13 protein-coding genes are annotated in these 18321 nt (G+C 32.2%); 3 read left to right on the top strand and 10 right to left on the bottom strand.

Translation table 11 applies throughout. From position 1 onward, the window contains the following. Positions 1 to 104 precede the first annotated feature (104 nt). The 3 genes from CN946_RS23150 to CN946_RS11160 form a co-directional block, all read right to left on the bottom strand. On the bottom strand, positions 105 to 1460 hold the full coding sequence (locus tag CN946_RS23150; protein WP_141546900.1) for a L,D-transpeptidase family protein: 1356 nt from the start codon (positions 1458 to 1460) through the stop codon (positions 105 to 107). Between the two features lie 737 nt (positions 1461 to 2197). Next, entirely contained in the window at positions 2198 to 3574 is a 1377-nt protein-coding gene (gene fumC / locus CN946_RS11165) for a class II fumarate hydratase (RefSeq protein WP_098861183.1), read from the bottom strand. A 305-nt stretch (positions 3575 to 3879) separates the two neighbouring features. Further along, positions 3880 to 4278, bottom strand: coding sequence for a DoxX family protein (locus tag CN946_RS11160; RefSeq protein WP_098861182.1), 399 nt, complete (start codon positions 4276 to 4278; stop codon positions 3880 to 3882). Positions 4279 to 4780: 502 nt separating this feature from the next. Between CN946_RS11160 and CN946_RS11155 the strand changes: the two genes are divergently transcribed. Beyond that, complete coding sequence (locus tag CN946_RS11155; RefSeq protein ID WP_176547299.1) at positions 4781 to 5566, top strand: TMEM164 family acyltransferase; 786 nt, start codon at positions 4781 to 4783, stop codon at positions 5564 to 5566. A gap of 83 nt (positions 5567 to 5649) precedes the next feature. On the opposite strand, the gene fabF is transcribed toward CN946_RS11155, so the two are convergent. Then, a complete protein-coding gene (gene fabF, locus CN946_RS11150) occupies positions 5650 to 6882 on the bottom strand; it encodes a beta-ketoacyl-ACP synthase II (RefSeq protein WP_098861180.1) in 1233 nt (410 codons plus the stop codon). A gap of 107 nt (positions 6883 to 6989) precedes the next feature. Here fabF and CN946_RS11145 point away from each other — a divergent pair, with 107 nt between their 5' ends. Then, entirely contained in the window at positions 6990 to 7829 is an 840-nt protein-coding gene (locus CN946_RS11145) for a helix-turn-helix transcriptional regulator (RefSeq protein WP_098861179.1), read from the top strand. A gap of 673 nt (positions 7830 to 8502) precedes the next feature. On the opposite strand, the gene CN946_RS11140 is transcribed toward CN946_RS11145, so the two are convergent. The 5 genes from CN946_RS11140 to CN946_RS11120 form a co-directional block, all read right to left on the bottom strand. Further along, positions 8503 to 8685, bottom strand: coding sequence for a hypothetical protein (locus CN946_RS11140; protein ID WP_098427971.1), 183 nt, complete (start codon positions 8683 to 8685; stop codon positions 8503 to 8505). Next, on the bottom strand, positions 8682 to 9704 hold the full coding sequence (locus CN946_RS11135) for a TIR domain-containing protein (RefSeq protein ID WP_098861178.1): 1023 nt from the start codon (positions 9702 to 9704) through the stop codon (positions 8682 to 8684). The genes CN946_RS11140 and CN946_RS11135 overlap by 4 nt, the downstream gene beginning before the upstream one ends. A gap of 245 nt (positions 9705 to 9949) precedes the next feature. Continuing rightward, positions 9950 to 13918, bottom strand: coding sequence for a S8 family serine peptidase (locus tag CN946_RS11130; RefSeq protein WP_098861177.1), 3969 nt, complete (start codon positions 13916 to 13918; stop codon positions 9950 to 9952). 1046 nt (positions 13919 to 14964) lie between these two features. Beyond that, positions 14965 to 15255, bottom strand: coding sequence for an SAV0927 family protein (locus tag CN946_RS11125; RefSeq protein WP_098861176.1), 291 nt, complete (start codon positions 15253 to 15255; stop codon positions 14965 to 14967). A 315-nt stretch (positions 15256 to 15570) separates the two neighbouring features. Next, a complete protein-coding gene (locus CN946_RS11120; protein WP_176547298.1) occupies positions 15571 to 16131 on the bottom strand; it encodes a GNAT family N-acetyltransferase in 561 nt (186 codons plus the stop codon). 170 nt (positions 16132 to 16301) lie between these two features. Here CN946_RS11120 and CN946_RS11115 point away from each other — a divergent pair, with 170 nt between their 5' ends. Next, positions 16302 to 17099 carry a formate/nitrite transporter family protein gene (locus tag CN946_RS11115; protein WP_098861174.1) on the top strand — a complete coding sequence of 266 codons (798 nt, stop codon included), beginning with the start codon at positions 16302 to 16304 and terminating at the stop codon, positions 17097 to 17099. 86 nt (positions 17100 to 17185) lie between these two features. On the opposite strand, the gene CN946_RS11110 is transcribed toward CN946_RS11115, so the two are convergent. Beyond that, positions 17186 to 18208, bottom strand: a complete 1023-nt coding sequence (locus tag CN946_RS11110) for an NADH:flavin oxidoreductase/NADH oxidase (RefSeq protein WP_098861173.1) — start codon at positions 18206 to 18208, stop codon at positions 17186 to 17188. Between the last annotated feature and the right edge of the window lie 113 nt (positions 18209 to 18321).

Below are 18321 nucleotides of genomic sequence, written 5' to 3'. Positions count from 1 at the left end.
TATGGTAAAATCAGAAAACTAACCCGTTCTCTTTCCATGGAATATAAAAGAAAAGGGTGTCTCTTTGTCGAAAAAATCGACTATGAGACTTCCCTTTTCTTTACTTATACAATTGAAATACCATAAGAACTGGCAATCTTTTCATTCGAATTGGAAGAATTAGCAATAATGACAGTTGTTCCTATGTTAACTTGCTCAAAAAGCCATTGGATTTCACTATTATGCATTCGGACACAGCCTGAACTTACTGATTGTCCTATTGAACTTTCTTTATTATTTCCGTGGATACCATATGCAGCACCAACACTTAATCCTAGCCAGCGGTTACCAAGTGGATTTCTAGGATCACCTCCAGGAATATTTCCCTTGTACCATGGACGGTTCTTAACTTTGTTTGAGATGACAAATTTTCCAATAGGCGTAGGTGTTGACGACTTACCTGTTGCAACAGTAAAGGTTTTTACAAGATTACCATTACGATAAAAAGTTAGATTATTCGTCCTTGTATTAATAATCATCAATTGGGCAGCTGATAACGATGAGCTATTTTTAACTGTACCTCCCACTTGTGAAGTATAATGTGATACGCGCAATGTAAGTGGTGTACTTTGATTATTACTCTGATCTAGAACGATTACTTTGAGAATTGAATTCGCTTTTTGTTTACCAATTTTAACTGAGAACTTACCTGTTGAGCTAACTGTATTATCTCCGATTAGATTTTCGTTCATATATACTTTGACAGTTGCGAAAGGTTCAGATTTTCCAGTTACATTCTGTGATTGATCAGTTATAGCAGAAAGAGAAGTAATCAATGGTGCAACTGAATCTTTTACACTAACTGTAATTGGTTTACTTTCTAATCCTTCACTAACCCCAATGACGCTTATTTTAGTAAATTCTTTCAATGGTTTTATAACATCATTAAATTCACCTTTATCATTTGTTACCACGGTATTAATTAATTTAGAATCGTTATACACTTCTACAAGACTATTTGAAAGAAATAACCCTTTAATAGCTGTTGATTGATTTGTTACTTGATCAATTGTTGGGATCGGTAAATCTAAAATTGTGAAATTGATTTTTTTATCGGAGATTACTAGATTTTGTTGATTAAATTTAATTGAATCAAGTTTATATTCACCTTTTGCAAATGAACTTGTAATCTTCATTTTTCCAGAAAAAGAGTTCTTAGATGTTTTTATTAAAGAAATTTCTTTTCGATTCGTACCATTTGAAAATGTTAGTGAAACTTCTTCACCACTTTTTTTCGTTTTTAAACCCATTTCAATTGTCTGACCACAAGTAGCCTTTGTCGTATTTAAGTTCAAATGATCTACATAATTTGAGAACTTATTATTGTTAAAATTAAACTTAAATGTAGTGGCATTGGCTTTCGGTATGAGGATAAGGATTAATAACATTCCCAAAAGTATCCAAATAATCTTATTAGACATAGGTTCTCTCCTTATTTATATTAAATTACTTAACTAATTGCTAGCCTTGAAGATTCCGAAACTAATTCTGTTAAGTATTAGTAACGTTACATTTAGCAATTTTTATTTTTCATTTATCACACTCCAGAAAACTTATATTTGTATCATAGTTTTTAAATGTTTCATTTTTTGTCACAGGTTGTTTCAAAGTTGTAAACATTTCGTTTGTTGGCTTTAAACATGATAAATAAATTCAAAATAAAAAAGCCAAGAAAAAATTCTTGGCTTTTTTTAGATCTATTCTTTTGGGGGCATATGTAAAAAAGAAAACAGTATTAGTACTTTTCTTTTTTTACATGTAGCTTACTATAAATGGTATAGTGATTACTGTTATTAACATCAAAATCCAATTGTATTTTTTAAGTTTATCTTCAAATTTTTGCATTTCATCTGTTGAAATTGTTTTAATGGGCTTCAATTAATCCGCCTTCTTTCTTTTTAAATAATATTTAAGGATAAAGTGATTATAATCTATTGATGTGAACTTAATGTGAATTTATGATGATTTTTTTAATATTGATCCTCTAAAATCGAACTTTAAACTGACTTAATCCGCTCTTTTTTCTAAAATCGAAGAACAAAGATTCAAAAGTAGATAGAAATTTAATTGATGGTATGTGAGAATTAATAAAAAAATCCTGACGGCTCTAAAGTGGCCATCAGGATTTTTTTGATTTTATTTAGGATTTAAAATCTAACTAAATCATATTTTCTGGTCTTATCATTCGATCGAATTCGTCTTCCGATAAATAACCCGTTTTTAAAGCAGCTTCTTTAAGTGTCAAATTTTCATTAAATGCTAACTTGGCTATTGTTGCTGCTTTTTCATAACCAATATGAGGATTTAATGCGGTTACGAGCATAAGTGATCGATTTAGATTTTGTTCAATCACTTCTATATTTGCTTCTATGCCTTTTGCACAGTGATCATTAAATGAACTGATTGAATCTGAAAGTAATCTAACTGACTGCAGAAAATTATAAATAATGACTGGTTTGAACACATTCAATTCAAAGTTTCCTTGACTAGCAGCAAAGCTTATTGTCATATCGTTTCCCATAATTTGAGTTACAACCATTGTTAGTGCTTCAGATTGGGTTGGGTTTACTTTTCCTGGCATAATCGAACTTCCTGGTTCGTTTGATGGAATGGTAATTTCACCTATACCACTTCTAGGACCACTTGCCATCCAGCGGACATCATTCGCTATTTTCATTAAATCTGCCGCCAATGCTTTTAAAGCACCATGAGTATAAACAATTTCATCATGACTTGTTAATGCTTGAAATTTGTTTTCAGCAGAAATAAAATGTAGTCCAGTTAACGAACTAATTTCTTCAGCCATCATCGTTCCAAAACTCGGATGGGCATTGATTCCTGTACCAACAGCAGTCCCACCAATAGCTAATTCAGCAATAAACTTCATACTATCTACTAACATTTCTTCATTTTTTTCAAGCATTCGATGCCAACCACTTATCTCTTGACCAAGTGTTATTGGTGTTGCATCTTGCAAATGTGTTCGGCCAATTTTTATTATCTGTTTAAATTTATTCATCTTTTCGTTTAATGTCATTTTTAAATTTATTAATGCAGGGAGCAATTGCTCATTTACTGCAAGAACGCTTGAAATATGCATTACTGTTGGGAATGTATCATTTGAACTTTGAGACATATTAACATCGTCATTTGGATGAATTTTTTTATTGTTTCCTTTTTCTGCTAAAAACTCATTTCCACGGTGAGCGATTACTTCATTAACATTCATATTTGTTTGTGTACCACTTCCTGTTTGCCAAACAACAAGTGGAAAGTGATTGTCAAGATTACCTTTTAATATTTCATCTACGGCAGCAATGATTGCATCTGCTTTTTCACTATCCAATTTTCCTAGTTTATTATTTGTAATTGCTGCACTCTTTTTAATTAATGCCAAAGCATAAATTAATTGAATAGGCATTTTTTCAGTACCGATTTTAAAGTTCTCAAAACTTCTCTGGGTTTGAGCTCCCCATAGTTTATTTACGGGTACTTTTATCTCACCAATTGAATCTTTTTCAATTCGATAATCCAATTTTTTTGCCTCCTAGATTTTAATTACTAAATCATATGTAAATAGATGGAATCAAAGTAATAATTTTGACTTTACAGTAAAGAATGTTTATGTATAAATCGAAATTTATGAAAAATGAAAAAAATGCTATAAATTCATTTTTATTTAAAATACAAGTAAGCTAATCGAACAAAGCTCGATTAGCTTACTACTATTTGTCTTACATTTTCTATTATTTCATTTTTTAATGAACAGATTCATTATTTAACAGCACTTTTATACTAATTAAAAGTTTACTTAGTAAAATCAATTTCTAAAGAGATCAATTAGAATAAAAATGCATCTAAAGCATATTTACCAGGTCCAATTAAAGCTATACCAATAGCAACTGAAAGCAATGTTAAGTTGTATTCATATCCATTAGCTGTTGCCCATAATCCATTTGGCCCATGAACTTTAATAATTGCCATCACCATTGTTCCCGCAATCATAATTCCTGCAAGTGGTGTTAATAGTCCTAGTGTAAACAAAATTCCCCCGATTAGTTCTGCTAAACCTGCGAAAAGTGCAATAGTTACACCTGGTTTCATTCCAATTGATTCAAACCATCCACCTGTTCCCTTCAATCCATGACCACCGAACCAGCCAAATAATTTTTGAGCTCCATGACCTACAAAAAGTAAACCGATTACTAAACGAATAATTAATAAACCAATATTTAACATCTTTAAATCCTCCTAATTGTTTTTTTATCTTTAATTCGAGATAATTTTATAAAAAAATATTGAATTGAATTGTTTTTACGCAGCATTTCAAAGACCATGTTTATAATGTACTTAATCAATTCTGACTTTATTCATCATAGATTCTTTATATTAGTGCTTTAAAATTAAAACGAAGAGTTTTGCATTCATTCTCCAATATTTCCACCTCCAAATAATTTCAAATTAAAATATCTTGAATATGAGATAATAATAATATGAATAAAATAAGTTGTCAATATCCCCTAAATAATATTTCTTTTTTTGTACAAGTTTAGAGTATAAATTCCAGGTTCTTTCTAAAAAACTTTTGAATAAATCAATAATAGGTGTTGATTACTTGATGTCTTTAGTTTGATCGCTTAATGATACGTTTTTTGCTCAAAACAAATTACAATAAAAAGTAATGGGGGTAAATCGCGTTGAAAACAAGTGTATTTTACTACATGAAGGAAAGTATAGTTCAATGACCTTTCAAATGTGGAGTCCATTCCATTTTTTATTTATGGCGTGCCCTTTTCTATTTGTCACTTTGTTTTATTTTCTATTTAGGCGCTTTAACAATCAGACGTTACGATTGATTGGTATGGGTTTCTCGCTTATTGGGATTGCTCTTTTAGTTGGTCGTAATATTGAAATTTATCACAAAGTGAATCAAATTTCACCTGAAGAATTCCCTTTACAAATTTGTCATTTTGCTAATTTTATTTTATTTTTTGCTTTTTTATTTGAAAGTGAATTGCTATTTTCAATTGCGTTTTGTTTTAACCTTCCTGCTGCTTTAGTAAGCATTATATTTGCTAACGGGCTTTCAAACTATCAATCTCTCCTAACTTGGCAAGGAATGGCCTATCTTTGGGGGCATATGTTAATCGTAGGAATTGTCTTGTGGGCGTATTTCAATAATATGGTTGTAATTAATTTAAAAATTTTGCGAAAAACAATGTCGCTCATTATTTTATTGTACATTTTATCAATCTTTGTAAATAATTTGTTTATGAAATGGATGGAGCCCTTTACATCTAATTACTTTTACACAATGGCTCCCGAAAATGGAACACCACTAGAATATTTTTACAAACTGGGTAAAGAAACAACAACTTTAGGGCTTCATTTCAATCCAATTTATTTACTAATCCTACTTTTAGTTGGGCTTTTTGTTGTATTCCTCTTTTATTTAATCTATCTATTTTTGAATTTATTTAAAAACAGTAAGGTGAAGAATCTTAATGAGCAGAGTTTTATGAATTAGGTTAAGGATTAAGGTTCCTTAAATAAAGCCTCTTACTTAAAAGAGGCTTTTACTGTGTTGATAAATAATAATTACGATCAATCTTAAATGTACTTTTTCAATATAATGGCAGAATTATGACCACCAAAACCGAATGAGTTTGAAATACCAATGTTTAATTCTTTTTTCCTTGCCCCTTCCGATACATAGTCTAAATCACAATCGGGATCCGGCTGTGTTAAGTTGATTGTTGGCGGAATAATACCTTCTTGAAGACTTTTCACTAAAGCAATTGCCTCTACTCCTCCTGCTGCTCCAAGCATATGACCAAGCATTGATTTATTTGCTGTAACAGGAATTTTATAAGCGTGTTCGCCAAACAATTTTTTTATTGCCAGCGTTTCAGATTGATCGCCTAATGGGGTACTTGTTGCATGTGCACTAATGACATCCACATCTTGTAATGCTATTTCAGCTCTATTTAAAGCATTTCTCATAGCTAAAAACGCTCCTCGTCCTTCTGGGTGAGTTGCAACCATATGATATGCATCTGAACTTGCTCCATAGCCAATTATCTCACATAAGATGGGCGCATTTCTTTTTACTGCGTGTTCCAATGATTCTAACACTAAAATCCCCGCACCTTCACTCATTACAAATCCATCTCTTTTTGCATCAAAAGGTCGACTTGATGTGGTAGGTTCAGTATTGATGGACAATGCCTTAGCGTTACCAAAACTTGCTAAAGATAATTGCGTTATAGCTGCCTCTGTACCACCCGCAAAAATAACATCCGCTTCTCCGTTGCGAATTGTATTGAATGCCTCTCCAATAGCTGAATTCCCTATAGAGCATGCGGTTACCGGTGATAAAGATGGACCAAGTGCACCTAATCTTATACTAATTTGAGCTGCTGCCGCATTTGATATCATCATCGGCACTAAACTTGGACTAACTCTCGCTGGTCCTCTTTCGTTTAATAAATTTACATTTTCGATAAAAGTATTAATCCCACCAATTCCCGATCCAACATAAACTCCTAAACGTTCAAGATCGATTTTTTCTAATTGTAATTGTGAACTTTCCAAAGCTTGTTCAGCAGCAGCTAAACCAAATTGACAAAAACGATCTAATTTTCTTGCTTCCTTTCTTCCCCATCTTTCTTCGGCATCAAAGTCACGAACGATTCCTGCTACTTTCGTTTTTATATTTGATACATCAATCGTATCAATAGGGGTGATACCTGATTTTCCGTTAATTAAGTTATTCCAAACCGTATCTACATCATTTCCTAGTGGGGAGATAACACCCATACCTGTAATAACAATTCTTCTCATCATTAGTTCTCCAATCGTTTTTTCTTAATTTTAACGTGTATTTATCCTATTACAAGTTGTAGTTTATCCTAGTATAATTTATACTACGTTCAGAAGGGAGTTATAAGATGAATCGAGAAACCCGACTTCAAGCACTGTCAGAATTTCTAAAAACGCAACGGTCTAAAATAAATCCGCAAATGGTTGGATTACCAGTTGGAACCCGTAGAAGAACTCCGGGCCTTCGTAGAGAAGAGGTTGCCGCGTTAGCAGGAGTCAGTACAACATGGTATACGTGGCTAGAACAAGGAAGAGATATAACAGTTTCTAAATCCGTATTAGATGCCATTTCAGATGCATTACAATTAAATAAAGATGAGCGAAATTATTTATATGCACTTGCATTACCGGAAGCTGAAAAACGCTCATTTTCAAATGAAGAAGAAACAGTCATTAGTCCAGCCTTGACTAAAATATTAAATGAACTTCGGAACTGTCCAATCATTATTTCAGATCGAAGATGCCAAATCGTTGGATGGAATCCAGCAGCAGCTCACGTATTTTTAGATTTCGAACAAATTCCAAAAGTGGAACGAAATCTTATTCAATTGCTCTTCTCTAGAAAAGAATTTAAAAGTTTAGCAGTGAATTGGGAGCATTTTGTGAAAGGTTTCTTAGCAATATTTCGCACTTATTACGGACAATATGTGGGCGATCAATGGTACACTTCCTTTATTAATGAAATGGAACAAAATTTCCCAGAATTTCATGAACTCTGGAATGAGAGCGAAGTAAGTTCGGCCCCAGATGTATTAATTGAGTTTCGACACGCAAAAGCAGGAAAAATGCTTTTTAACTTAACATCCTTACAAGTTCAAGGAAACATTGATTTAAGATGTAGTATTTACACTCCTGTTGAAAATACAAATACAGAATCTAAGTTAAGAAAACTGATGGATAATGAGTAATTTTTTAATGTGCAAAAGCTTGGCAACCATGTTTTTTAGTCTGTTGTAAACATGGGGTTGTTAATTAGTGATTATCATGGTCATTGTTACGTAAGTAGGTTTTCGGTGAAACTCTTTTGAGTGCCCAATTTTCATTTTTTTGCTTTTTTACTTACTCATAAAGCACTCATGAGTATCTACTTTTCTTATTTATGCCTTTTTACTTACTCATGAAGCTCTTATGAGGTACTACTTTTCTTATTTTTGCTTTTTTACTTACTCATGAAGCCCTTATGAGTTACTATTTTTCTTATTTTTGCTTTTTTACTTACTCATGAAGACCTTATGAGTTACTATTTTTCTTATTTTTGCTTTTTTACTTACTCATGAAGACCTTATGAGTAACTACTTTTCTTATTTTTGCTTTTTTACTTACTCATGAAGCACTTATGAGGTACTAAATTACTTATTTTCGCTTATTTACTTACTCATGAAGCCTTTATGAGTAACTACTTTTCTTATTTATGTCTTTTTACTTACTCATGAAGCCCTTATGAGGTACTACTTTTCTTATTTTTGCTTTTTTACTTACTCATGTAGCTCTTATGAGGTACTATATTACTTATTTTCGCCTTTTTACTTACTCATAAATCAAAACAAAAAAAAGGGTAACTAATTTAGTCACCCTTTTACTTTAATATGCTTTCATTTGATCTGGAGTTCCGTATTCTGCTTTGCGACGAAGAACAACAATTCCTCTTTCAGTTTTACCATTAAAATCAGCAAGTCCCTTTTGGCCAATACCTTTTTCAACTTTTGGATAGAAATCTTTCTTGAATTCCTTTTTAGCATCATTTAAGTTGATATACCTAGTCATACAGAAACACCTCCAAAAAGTTCATTTATTGTTTTCATTAATCTTTTATTTCTTCCTAAAAGGAAGTCTTTTTCATCTTCAGTTAGATCGATTGCTTCATACTCTTCACTTGAAAAAGTGACAGTTAGTACCATACTATTTTCAATAGGATAGCATATTAAGTATGTATTGTAAAATTCACTTTTTTTAATGAAAATAATTTCGCTATTTAGATAACTATCGATCACAAAGATTGGCTCATCAACAATACCTTCATTTACACCAAAATGATAAAAATCGATTCTAGATTTTTTACCGGCAACATGTTTTAAACCGTCAGACCTTTCTACTTTCCATACACCTACATCAGCAATTTCATAACCTTCGGGTACACTATGTGCCCTTTTTAAATGATCTGATAAGAATATCGCAACTTTATTTTGGTCTGATTTTAAAAGTTCTAGTGATAGAAGTGTACTAAATTTAGCAACAACTTCACTTTCTTTTTTTTGTACAATTAAATCATCAATTTTATATTGAAGATTAGGAAATAAACCCTTTTCTCTAATCTTTCTCTTTATTTTAATACAAGCACCAGCCACTTCTTGAACGATATCTTTATCATCACGTATATCATATTTTAAGGAATTAAGACCGGTTAAATCCGAAAGTAAATGATAGTTCAGCGGTTCTATAGAGTTTTTATGTACTATGCCTTTCGTATCATTTGGCATAATGTAAAAAACTCGTCCTCTTTTTAAACGCCCCCAAAATAGTCCCATTTCAAACATTGTATTATCTCTTGTTGCTAAATATTTCTCATTTCGAATTTCAATAATATCGTCTGGAGTAAATATGAATACTGCAAAGTCATTTGTATCGAGTTGCTTTTCTAAATCATCCATCGTGTACTCTAGTTCTTCAAAAGCATTCATCCACATCGTGACTTCCGTATCCCTTTTTAGTCCCTCAAATACGGCTTCAACATAATGAATAGCTTCCGCTGATGAACCAATAAACACTCTTGGTTTCCTCTCCATAAATCCTAAATCCTCCACTTTTCATTCACTAATAATGAAAAAATAATTAGGCTGGCCAACGAAATGACCAACGTATTTCTGCTTAATTTTACCAAATGTAAAGTTAAAACGTCTATATTATTCAAAATATTCCACAAAATTTGTTACCTTTTAATTTCCTTTGGTAAAGGAAATTAAACTATTCTACATTCGAAAAAAAAAATCCCGAAATACTCAAAAGAGCAATCAGGATTTTTTTGTTTTGCTTATTTAACTAAAGAAAACTGAGTTAATTTAAATGAATCAACATTTATTAACTTGTTTGTTGCAGTACTAGATTTTGTACCAGTAGCAACAATTTTAATAGTGTGTGCTTTGTTTGGTAGATTTTGCAAATTAAAAACATTCACTTTATATTTACGGCTTGAAGAATAAAGGTCAATTTGCTTTATTTTTTTACCATCAACATATACATCTGCTCTACCCATATTCTTATCTTTTAATGCATATACAGTAATACCCGTACCACTAAAATTGTATTGAAGCGATCCAGTAGATCCTTTTGTTTGATTAATCGAGCCACCAGAAGCACTCGTATAATTTAACTTACTCCAAGTTCCAGAGTATTTAACATTAGAATCATTGTTCTCTACTGATTTCGTTGTTTGAACTGAAATATTAATACTATATTGGCCAGAGCCTTTTACAGCAGAAGGAACGATATAGTACATTCCAGTTTTTGTTGGTTTAAAGACAATTTTTTCAGTAGACGTTGTACTAGCAGACTTTTTCAATTCTTTCGTACCATAAATAGTTGATGTACCAATGTTGTATAATGAAAGATCAAAGTTTGTATTAGTTGGACCTGTTAACGTAATTTCATATGTTTTGCCTGCTTCTAAGTTTTTAGCCCAAACATCTTTAAAGTCATTTGCGTCAGTATTAAGACTTCCTTTTGCAGTACCTGTTATATAGATTCTTCCTTTAATATCATCATCGTTTACGTAATTAATTGATGTTGAATAAGGTGTCTCAGTTTTATCCAGTGTATTAATTACCACAACATAGTTGTATGTTTTTCCAGGCGACATTGCAGTTGTATCTGTAAATGACGTTGTAGTAATTGGTGTTTTATTTATTTGTACATAATCAGTTTGTGACGACTCTTTGCGATAAATATTATATGATTCTGCCCATTTTGGAGCACTCCATGAAATTACTGGATATTTCTTTGCCGTATCAAATGAAGTTTTTAATGAAATAGGATTATCTTTTACAATAAATTTATCCAAATTGATTCCTGTAGCAGATTTTCTTGCCACTGGATCACTTTTTCCAGTCCAAACAATTCTGATAGAGTGATTGCCATAAGTTGTAAAATCATATTTTAATAAACTTTGTTTTGATTTCAACGTACTATTATAAAGAGATGGAGATGCAATCTTATTGCCGTCTATATAAACATCGGCAATTCCTTGTGTTGGATCTTTAAAACCTTGCCATTCAATGCTAGACCCAACAAATGAGAAATTAACTTCACCTCTAGAATTAAGTACTCCTGCCATTTCTTCAGAGAATTCAGGATTAAATGCTGGCATCCAATCTCCATCTAAAGTCACTGAGTCAGAATCATCTTCATAGGATCCACCGAAATTACCAGAATAAAGTTTATAGTTTCCTGAACCATTGTAGTCGTAGACATTTACAAAATAGATTCCAGTTCTAGGAGCGATAAAGTTTATCTTTTCTTTAGATGAATTGATGTTCTCTGAGTACGCAACCATACCATTCTTATTATTTACACTAGATGCGGATTCATTATATACATACAAGTCAAAATCGCTTCCTGTTTGCCCATTTAATGAGAATGTGATGCCTTGGCCTTCTTTTAATGAAATTGCATAAACATCGTTTTTGTCATTTTTAGAATCTAGACTTCCATTTAATACACTTTTATCTAATGGAATACCTGGTGTATCATTGTCATCAAAGTTATCTAGCGTTGATGATTTAACAATATTTCCAGTGCCTACAAGACCTTTTAGTGAATCTAATTTCGTACCTTTTGCACTTGTATATAGTTTAAGCATCTCTGGTGACATGTTCGGATGTAAACCTAATAAAATAGCAGCAGCACCCGTAGTATGTGGAGTTGCCATAGATGTTCCACTATAATAATCGTATGCTTGGGCATAATCAGAAACATATTTAGAATTAATGACTGTTTTTGGATCATTCGAAGTTACATAATCAGCTATGTAGTAAGGTAAATCATATCGGTTTACATCAAATTTAGTATTTTCATAGATTCCACCAGATAAACCTTCAACATTCAAACTTGGACCCATATCTGAATTAACATTTAAATGTAAAGAATCCTTTACAAATGATGATTTTTCTTGGCCTATTAAAGCGTTAACACCTGATAATAATAATTTACCGCCACTTGTAAGATAATTCTTTAACAATTCTGTATCTGATTTAGTTAAAGCAGTACCATCTTCAGAGTTAAATCCAATACCGTTTCCTGTAAACCAAACTACAGCATCGTATTGTGATAAATCAGTACTGTTCATTGATAAAGAAGCTTCAGAACTGATCGTAACCGTTTTTACCGAAGAATACTTAGACAACAGTTGTTGATAAGTTGGTAAATAGTTTTTAAAGATTTTAGAAAGTTCAGGAATAAAATCTTTTAACAAGTCTGCAAGATCACTTTCATCATCTTGAACTAGTAAAATTTTCTTATTCGTATCCGTCAAATCTAAATAACTTAATGCTTTATCAAAAGCATCCTGTCTTTGTTTTTCAGATATCTTTTCATAACCAATGCCATCAAAGATCGCTTTGTAATTGTCTCCAGCAATTTGAGCCGATGCTCCAGCTTGATCAATTTTTAATGCTTTTGTAATTTCATCGATTGGGTATTTAGGGACTGAACTGATAATGTCAACTCCAGGAGCAGCAACATCAACAGATTCCGCACCATAATTTGAGAAAGGTGCTAAGTTACCTTTATTATCAACAGCAGCAACGGATAAGATATTAGAACTTTCAAAGCTAGCAGGATAAGCCCCTTCTTCATCATTATCCATTCCGTCATTACCCGCAGCAGCTACAAATAAGCTATTAGAATTTGCAATTGCTTCTTCAAGCAATGGATCGTATTCTCCGCCACCCCAGCTGTTATTTGTGATTTTAACGCCCATACTTTTAGCGTATTCGATTGCTTCGATCGCATCTGCAGAAGTTCCTCCATCAGGACCGATGAACTTTAACGGCATAATTTTTACGTTTGGAGCAACACCAACTACACCTTTATTATCTTTTAGATTTGGACCTTCTAAAGCTCCAGCAATGGTTCCAGATACATGAGTACCATGTTCATCTCCATCAAGTGCATCGTAAACAGTGTTATCATGGTTATAAAAATCCCAGCCATGGACATCGTCAACATACCCATCGTGATCATTATCTATCCCATCATTTTCTTTACCATTCCCTGTCTCACCAGGGTTTGTCCAAATTTTCCCTTTTAAATCAGGATGGTTTATATCCACGCCCGTATCGATTACACCAACTACTACTTGCGCTTCTGGTTTCGATAGCTTTGAACTAAAATTGGTCCAGCTTTCAGGTGCGTCTACATCAATATTCTCTTTTCCTACACTGTCATTGATGGTTTGTCCGATATTGTTAAGTCCCCATAATTGATCATAATAGTCATTAGCATTATTGAAGTCAGAAGCGTAATATTTGTAGTTCGGTTGTACAGAATCAACGTTTGGATCTTTTTTTAGTTTAGTTATGTATTCAGTTGTGCTTTCACCTGACGGGATTTTTACTACTTCAGCGTTTAAACCCTTTAATTTCTTTGAAGACTTTAAAGAATACTTTTTCTGAAGTGTAGTGATTTCACCTGTAGTCACTTTCTTTTTATATTTAACGATTAATTCACCTGTTTGTTCATTATGTTTCGTTACTGATTGTTTATTTTTTAATTTATCTCTTAATTTTGTTTCAATTTTAGATTCTGCCTTTTTAGGGAGTACTTTACCACTCGCTTTTGGTACTTCCTTCATTTGGCTTTTTCTAAGGTTTTTACCAGAGTTTGCCTGATTAGCTACTGTACTATTAGTTCCTGTTACTGAAGCAGCTTGAACTGTTCCAGAATAAATACTTGAAAATAACAGGATTGTTGATACAGGTAAAGCTAAATAATTTTTTTTCTTCATTGTTGAGCCCCTTTTTTAATAGATTCAAAGATAATTAATTAGACAAACATATGTAACAACTAAACCTTAATCCATTCATTTAAATGAAAGATTGGAATTTTGAAGAAAACAAATGGATTAAACTTTATATGTAGTTACATCAATTCAAAATCAAAACTGTCAAACCCCTCCTTTCTCTTGGAATTATTTTCTAGTAAACACTCAATAATACCTTTTAGATTACTCAAAAATAGAACTTTTGCATTTGATAATATAAATTTTCGATATTTTCCAAGGTCTATTTACCTGCAAACCTAATTAACGAAACTAGCGTTTTTACTCATTTTCAATAGAATAAGAGATATAATTGTAACAAACTCTTATTAATTGTAAGGTATTTAAAACAAAATTAATATACGATTAATTATTTTTTTAGATAAATAGTAAATTCTTCCTTATTCATATTTTTGCTATAATTGTTTAAACAAAAAAACTAGGGTAAAAATAAGTACTCACTTAATTTCACCCCACACAAAATTACTTTTCTATTTATCACTAAACTCAATAGATATAGATGGAATCACTAGTAACGTTAACTGTAATTGTACCGGTGTCAGCCCCTGATGCTTGTAGTTGAATATCGTGTCTAAAGGTTGTTTGTCGCCATTGTTCACGGAATATTCCACTGTAAAAAAATCTTCTGCAATTGGTGGAATTATTCTTGGGTTGTATATGGGCATTTCACTTAAAAATATTGTCATTTATACAATATTTATAGAGAATCACTGGTAAATTTGAGGAAATATCATTAGGTTTTATTGAAAACCATAAATTTTCTATGTTGATTTTTTCTTATAATTGGGGAAATTAATAAATTATATGTTTTTTTGTGAAGCAACAAAAATTATGTGTCGAAATGTATTTTTAATTCTTTGTTTTAAAATAAAAAAAGAGGTAGCAAAATAGCTAATCTCTTTTCATAGATTTAACTGAATATGTATTCCTAAAAAATTAACTGATAAATATAAATAAAAAAGAGTCTCCTAAAATATGGAGACTCTCGCTTTTTAATATTGATCACTAAATAATCGTTGATCCAAAATAGAATGAAAAAACGATTCAATTTCTTTGATGTCTTCAGCTGCAATTCCAAGCTTTTGGTCCCAGTGTTCTGGATGGTCTATGTCTTCTCTGCAAAGTAATACCATTCTTCCACTTTGAATAGAGACAACCATTGCTTTCCCTAGAAATTTTTCCGAAAAGATAACAGCAAAGTCGTAGCGATGGCTACCTGCAGCGATACAAAAATAATGAATGTTTTGGTTTTCTTTCTCTTCCGATATAATGTAGAAATTCATCCCTACCACTCCTTTTTTTTCACCATATTTTTTACTTTGAGCATCTTACAATTAAATCGAATTATTGCATCGATTATTAAATAGAAAGAGAGTATGAACTCCCTTTCTTATTAATTAGCTAAAATATGCCATTTTTCCTTTATTTTTATTGTTAAAATTTTATGACAAACTGAAAAATATGTCGTAATACCTCTAAATTATTTTCAATTAATGTAAAATTGAACTTTTTACTTAGATATTGGAATTTATTTCCATCAAAAAAGATAAACAGTAACCTGTCTATCTTAAGTGAATCAAACTATTTATTTTACTAAATTAGCTTTGTGCAATCTTCTCTGCAAATTCTTCTTCTAAGATTGCTAAACAAACATGATCATACCACTGATCTCTAATTTTTAAGTTTTTTCGATAATATCCTTCCTTCACAAATCCAACTTTCTCAAGGACGCGTAAAGATCCTAAGTTTTCTGGATTAACTTCTGAAGTCACTCGGTGGAACTTCAAATCTTCAAATGCTATTTTCAGAGCAAGTTTCAAAGCTTTCGTCATATATCCTTGACCATTAAATTTTTCCCCAATATGGTAACCAACCATACAACTTTGTTTAGGTCCTCGTGTAACAAAAATGAATTGTACTTCTCCTATTAAAGTTAAATTATCGTCTTCTTTAACAACGATCGCAAAATCATATCTACTATCTTCTGCACTTTTTTCCATAAACTCTTTAATACTATTCATTTGTCCTTTAACTGTGTAAAAGTCTTCTTTCCTTAACGTAGGGGACCATTTTTCAAAATGTTCTTTATTTTCTACATGTAATTGTAACTTAGCCTCTGCATCCTCAAATGTATATGGGCGTACTATAATTTCTTTCAAAATAACCCCTCCAATAAACTTTTCTATATCTACTATTCGATATTTATCAACTCATTAATAACAGTTGATTTAATTATACGGAAAATTGTTAATAATTAAATTTTACCATAAAAATTTACAAAAATGCTATTTCTTAACCATTTATGGACAAATTAAAAAGGGGTGATTCGATGGAAGTAAAACCGCTTTTAGAAGTAGAAAAGTTAGCCTTAAAGAAACAAAAAATATTTGACCAAAGTCATCTACGCTACGTATTAAGAAGTATGCTTGCAAGTATGTTTATTGGTTTCGGTGTAATGGTAGCTTTCAAAACAGGGAACGGCTTTTTCTTAGTGAATTCTCCTGTTGCTTACCCAATTGCCGCATTAACATTTGGAGCTGCTATTGTGTTGATTTGGTATGGTGGTGGAGATCTCTTTACTGGGAATACATTTTATTACACTTATGCTGCATTGAGAGATAAAATGAAATGGCCTAAAGTTTTTGAACTCTTGGTATATAGTTATGTAGGAAATGTTTTAGGGGCATGTCTTTTTGCATTTATCATTTATACTACTGGACTTTTTGATACCCCTGACTCAAGTGCATTTCTATTATCTGTAGTCGAACATAAAATAGACAATTCTATTTTTCATTTGTTCGCAAGGGGTATCTTGTGTAATTGGCTCGTGTGTCTTGCCTTTTTCATACCAATGTCTTTTGGTGAAACTGAAAATCTAACAAAAATTACTGCGATGATGTTATTTGTTTTTTGTTTCTTTATGTCCGGATACGAGCATAGTATTGCCAATATGTGCTCCTTTACAATTGCACTTGTAATTGATCATCCTACCACTATTTCTATATCAGGTATGATTCGAAATCTAATTCCTGTAACAATTGGGAATCTTATTGGTGGAGAATTTATGATGGCAGTTATGTATTATTTTGCTAACAAACCATTTTTTGATGAAGTAAATTCAAAATAGGGTCTTGGAACAAACCAAGATCTTTTTTTCGTTTTTAAATAAAAAAAGTACGCTCTTCATTCAGCGTACTTTTCACACATTTTAACTTAATATGCTCTCTCATAAGGTTTTGGAGTCAAAGGTTTCCCATCAAGAAGGATAGAAGCTTGATTTGCCCAATAAGGATTACTTAGCATCCCACGACCTACAGCGATTAAATCTGCTTCCTGATTGCCTAGTACAGATTCTGCAAGATTTGCATCATCTAATTTCCCTACTGCTATGACAGGGATTTCAACTTCTTTTTTAATCTGTTCAGCCAATTTGACTTGGTATCCAGGATGAGATCCAGGTCTACCTCCTGAACCGATTGGGCCTTCGCCGCCAGATGAAATGTGGAAGATATCGACACCTGCATCACGGAATGCTTTAGCCATTTCGAAAGAATAATCTAGTCCATAGCCTCCATCCACGTATTCTAACGCAGAAATTCGCATTATAAGTGGCATATCAGCTGGCATTACACTTTTAGCTGCTTTAATGACTTCTTTTCCAAATAAAAATTTATCTTGTCCATATTCATCTGTTCTTTGATTCGTATAAGCGGATGCAAATTGGTGGATGAGATAGCCATGTGCACCATGAAGCTCAATCGTATCTACTCCTGCAAGAACAGCTCGCTCTACACCTTTTTTGAACTTTTCAACCATTTCTTTAACTTCTAATGTTGTTAACTCATGTGGAGTTTTTGATTTCTCGTTAAAAGCGTTCGGTGAAGACGACACTGGAATTGGAGCATCTTCAGCTTTACGTCCTGCATGAGCAATTTGAATCGCAACTTTTGCACCATATTTATGACATTCATCAATTATACGCTTAAATGCAGGTATATGGTCATCACTCCAAATTCCTAGGCAATAATCTGAAATGCGGCCTCGATCTTCGACATTTGTCATTTCAATAATGATTAAACCCGTACCTCCGATTGCACGACTAGTATAATGAACGAAATGCCAATCTGTTGGAATCCCATCTTTTAAATGGACCGAATATTGACACATAGGTGGCATTACAACACGATTTTTTATTTCTAATCCTTTGTATTTGAATGGTTTGAATAAATTAGACATAGTCAACGTCCTCTCACAAACTTTTTATTTAAGCTACAATCCCATATTATCCCAATCAATTAAAAAGTTCTATTTAATTGCTCAATTCACTCATTTATCTTACCCAAGAAATA

The organism is Bacillus sp. AFS053548 (genome assembly GCF_002575105.1).
Classification (GTDB): domain Bacteria; phylum Bacillota; class Bacilli; order Bacillales; family Bacillaceae_G; genus Gottfriedia.
Note: the sequence above shows the minus strand (reverse complement) of the source record. Positions and strands in the feature narration are given on the sequence as shown.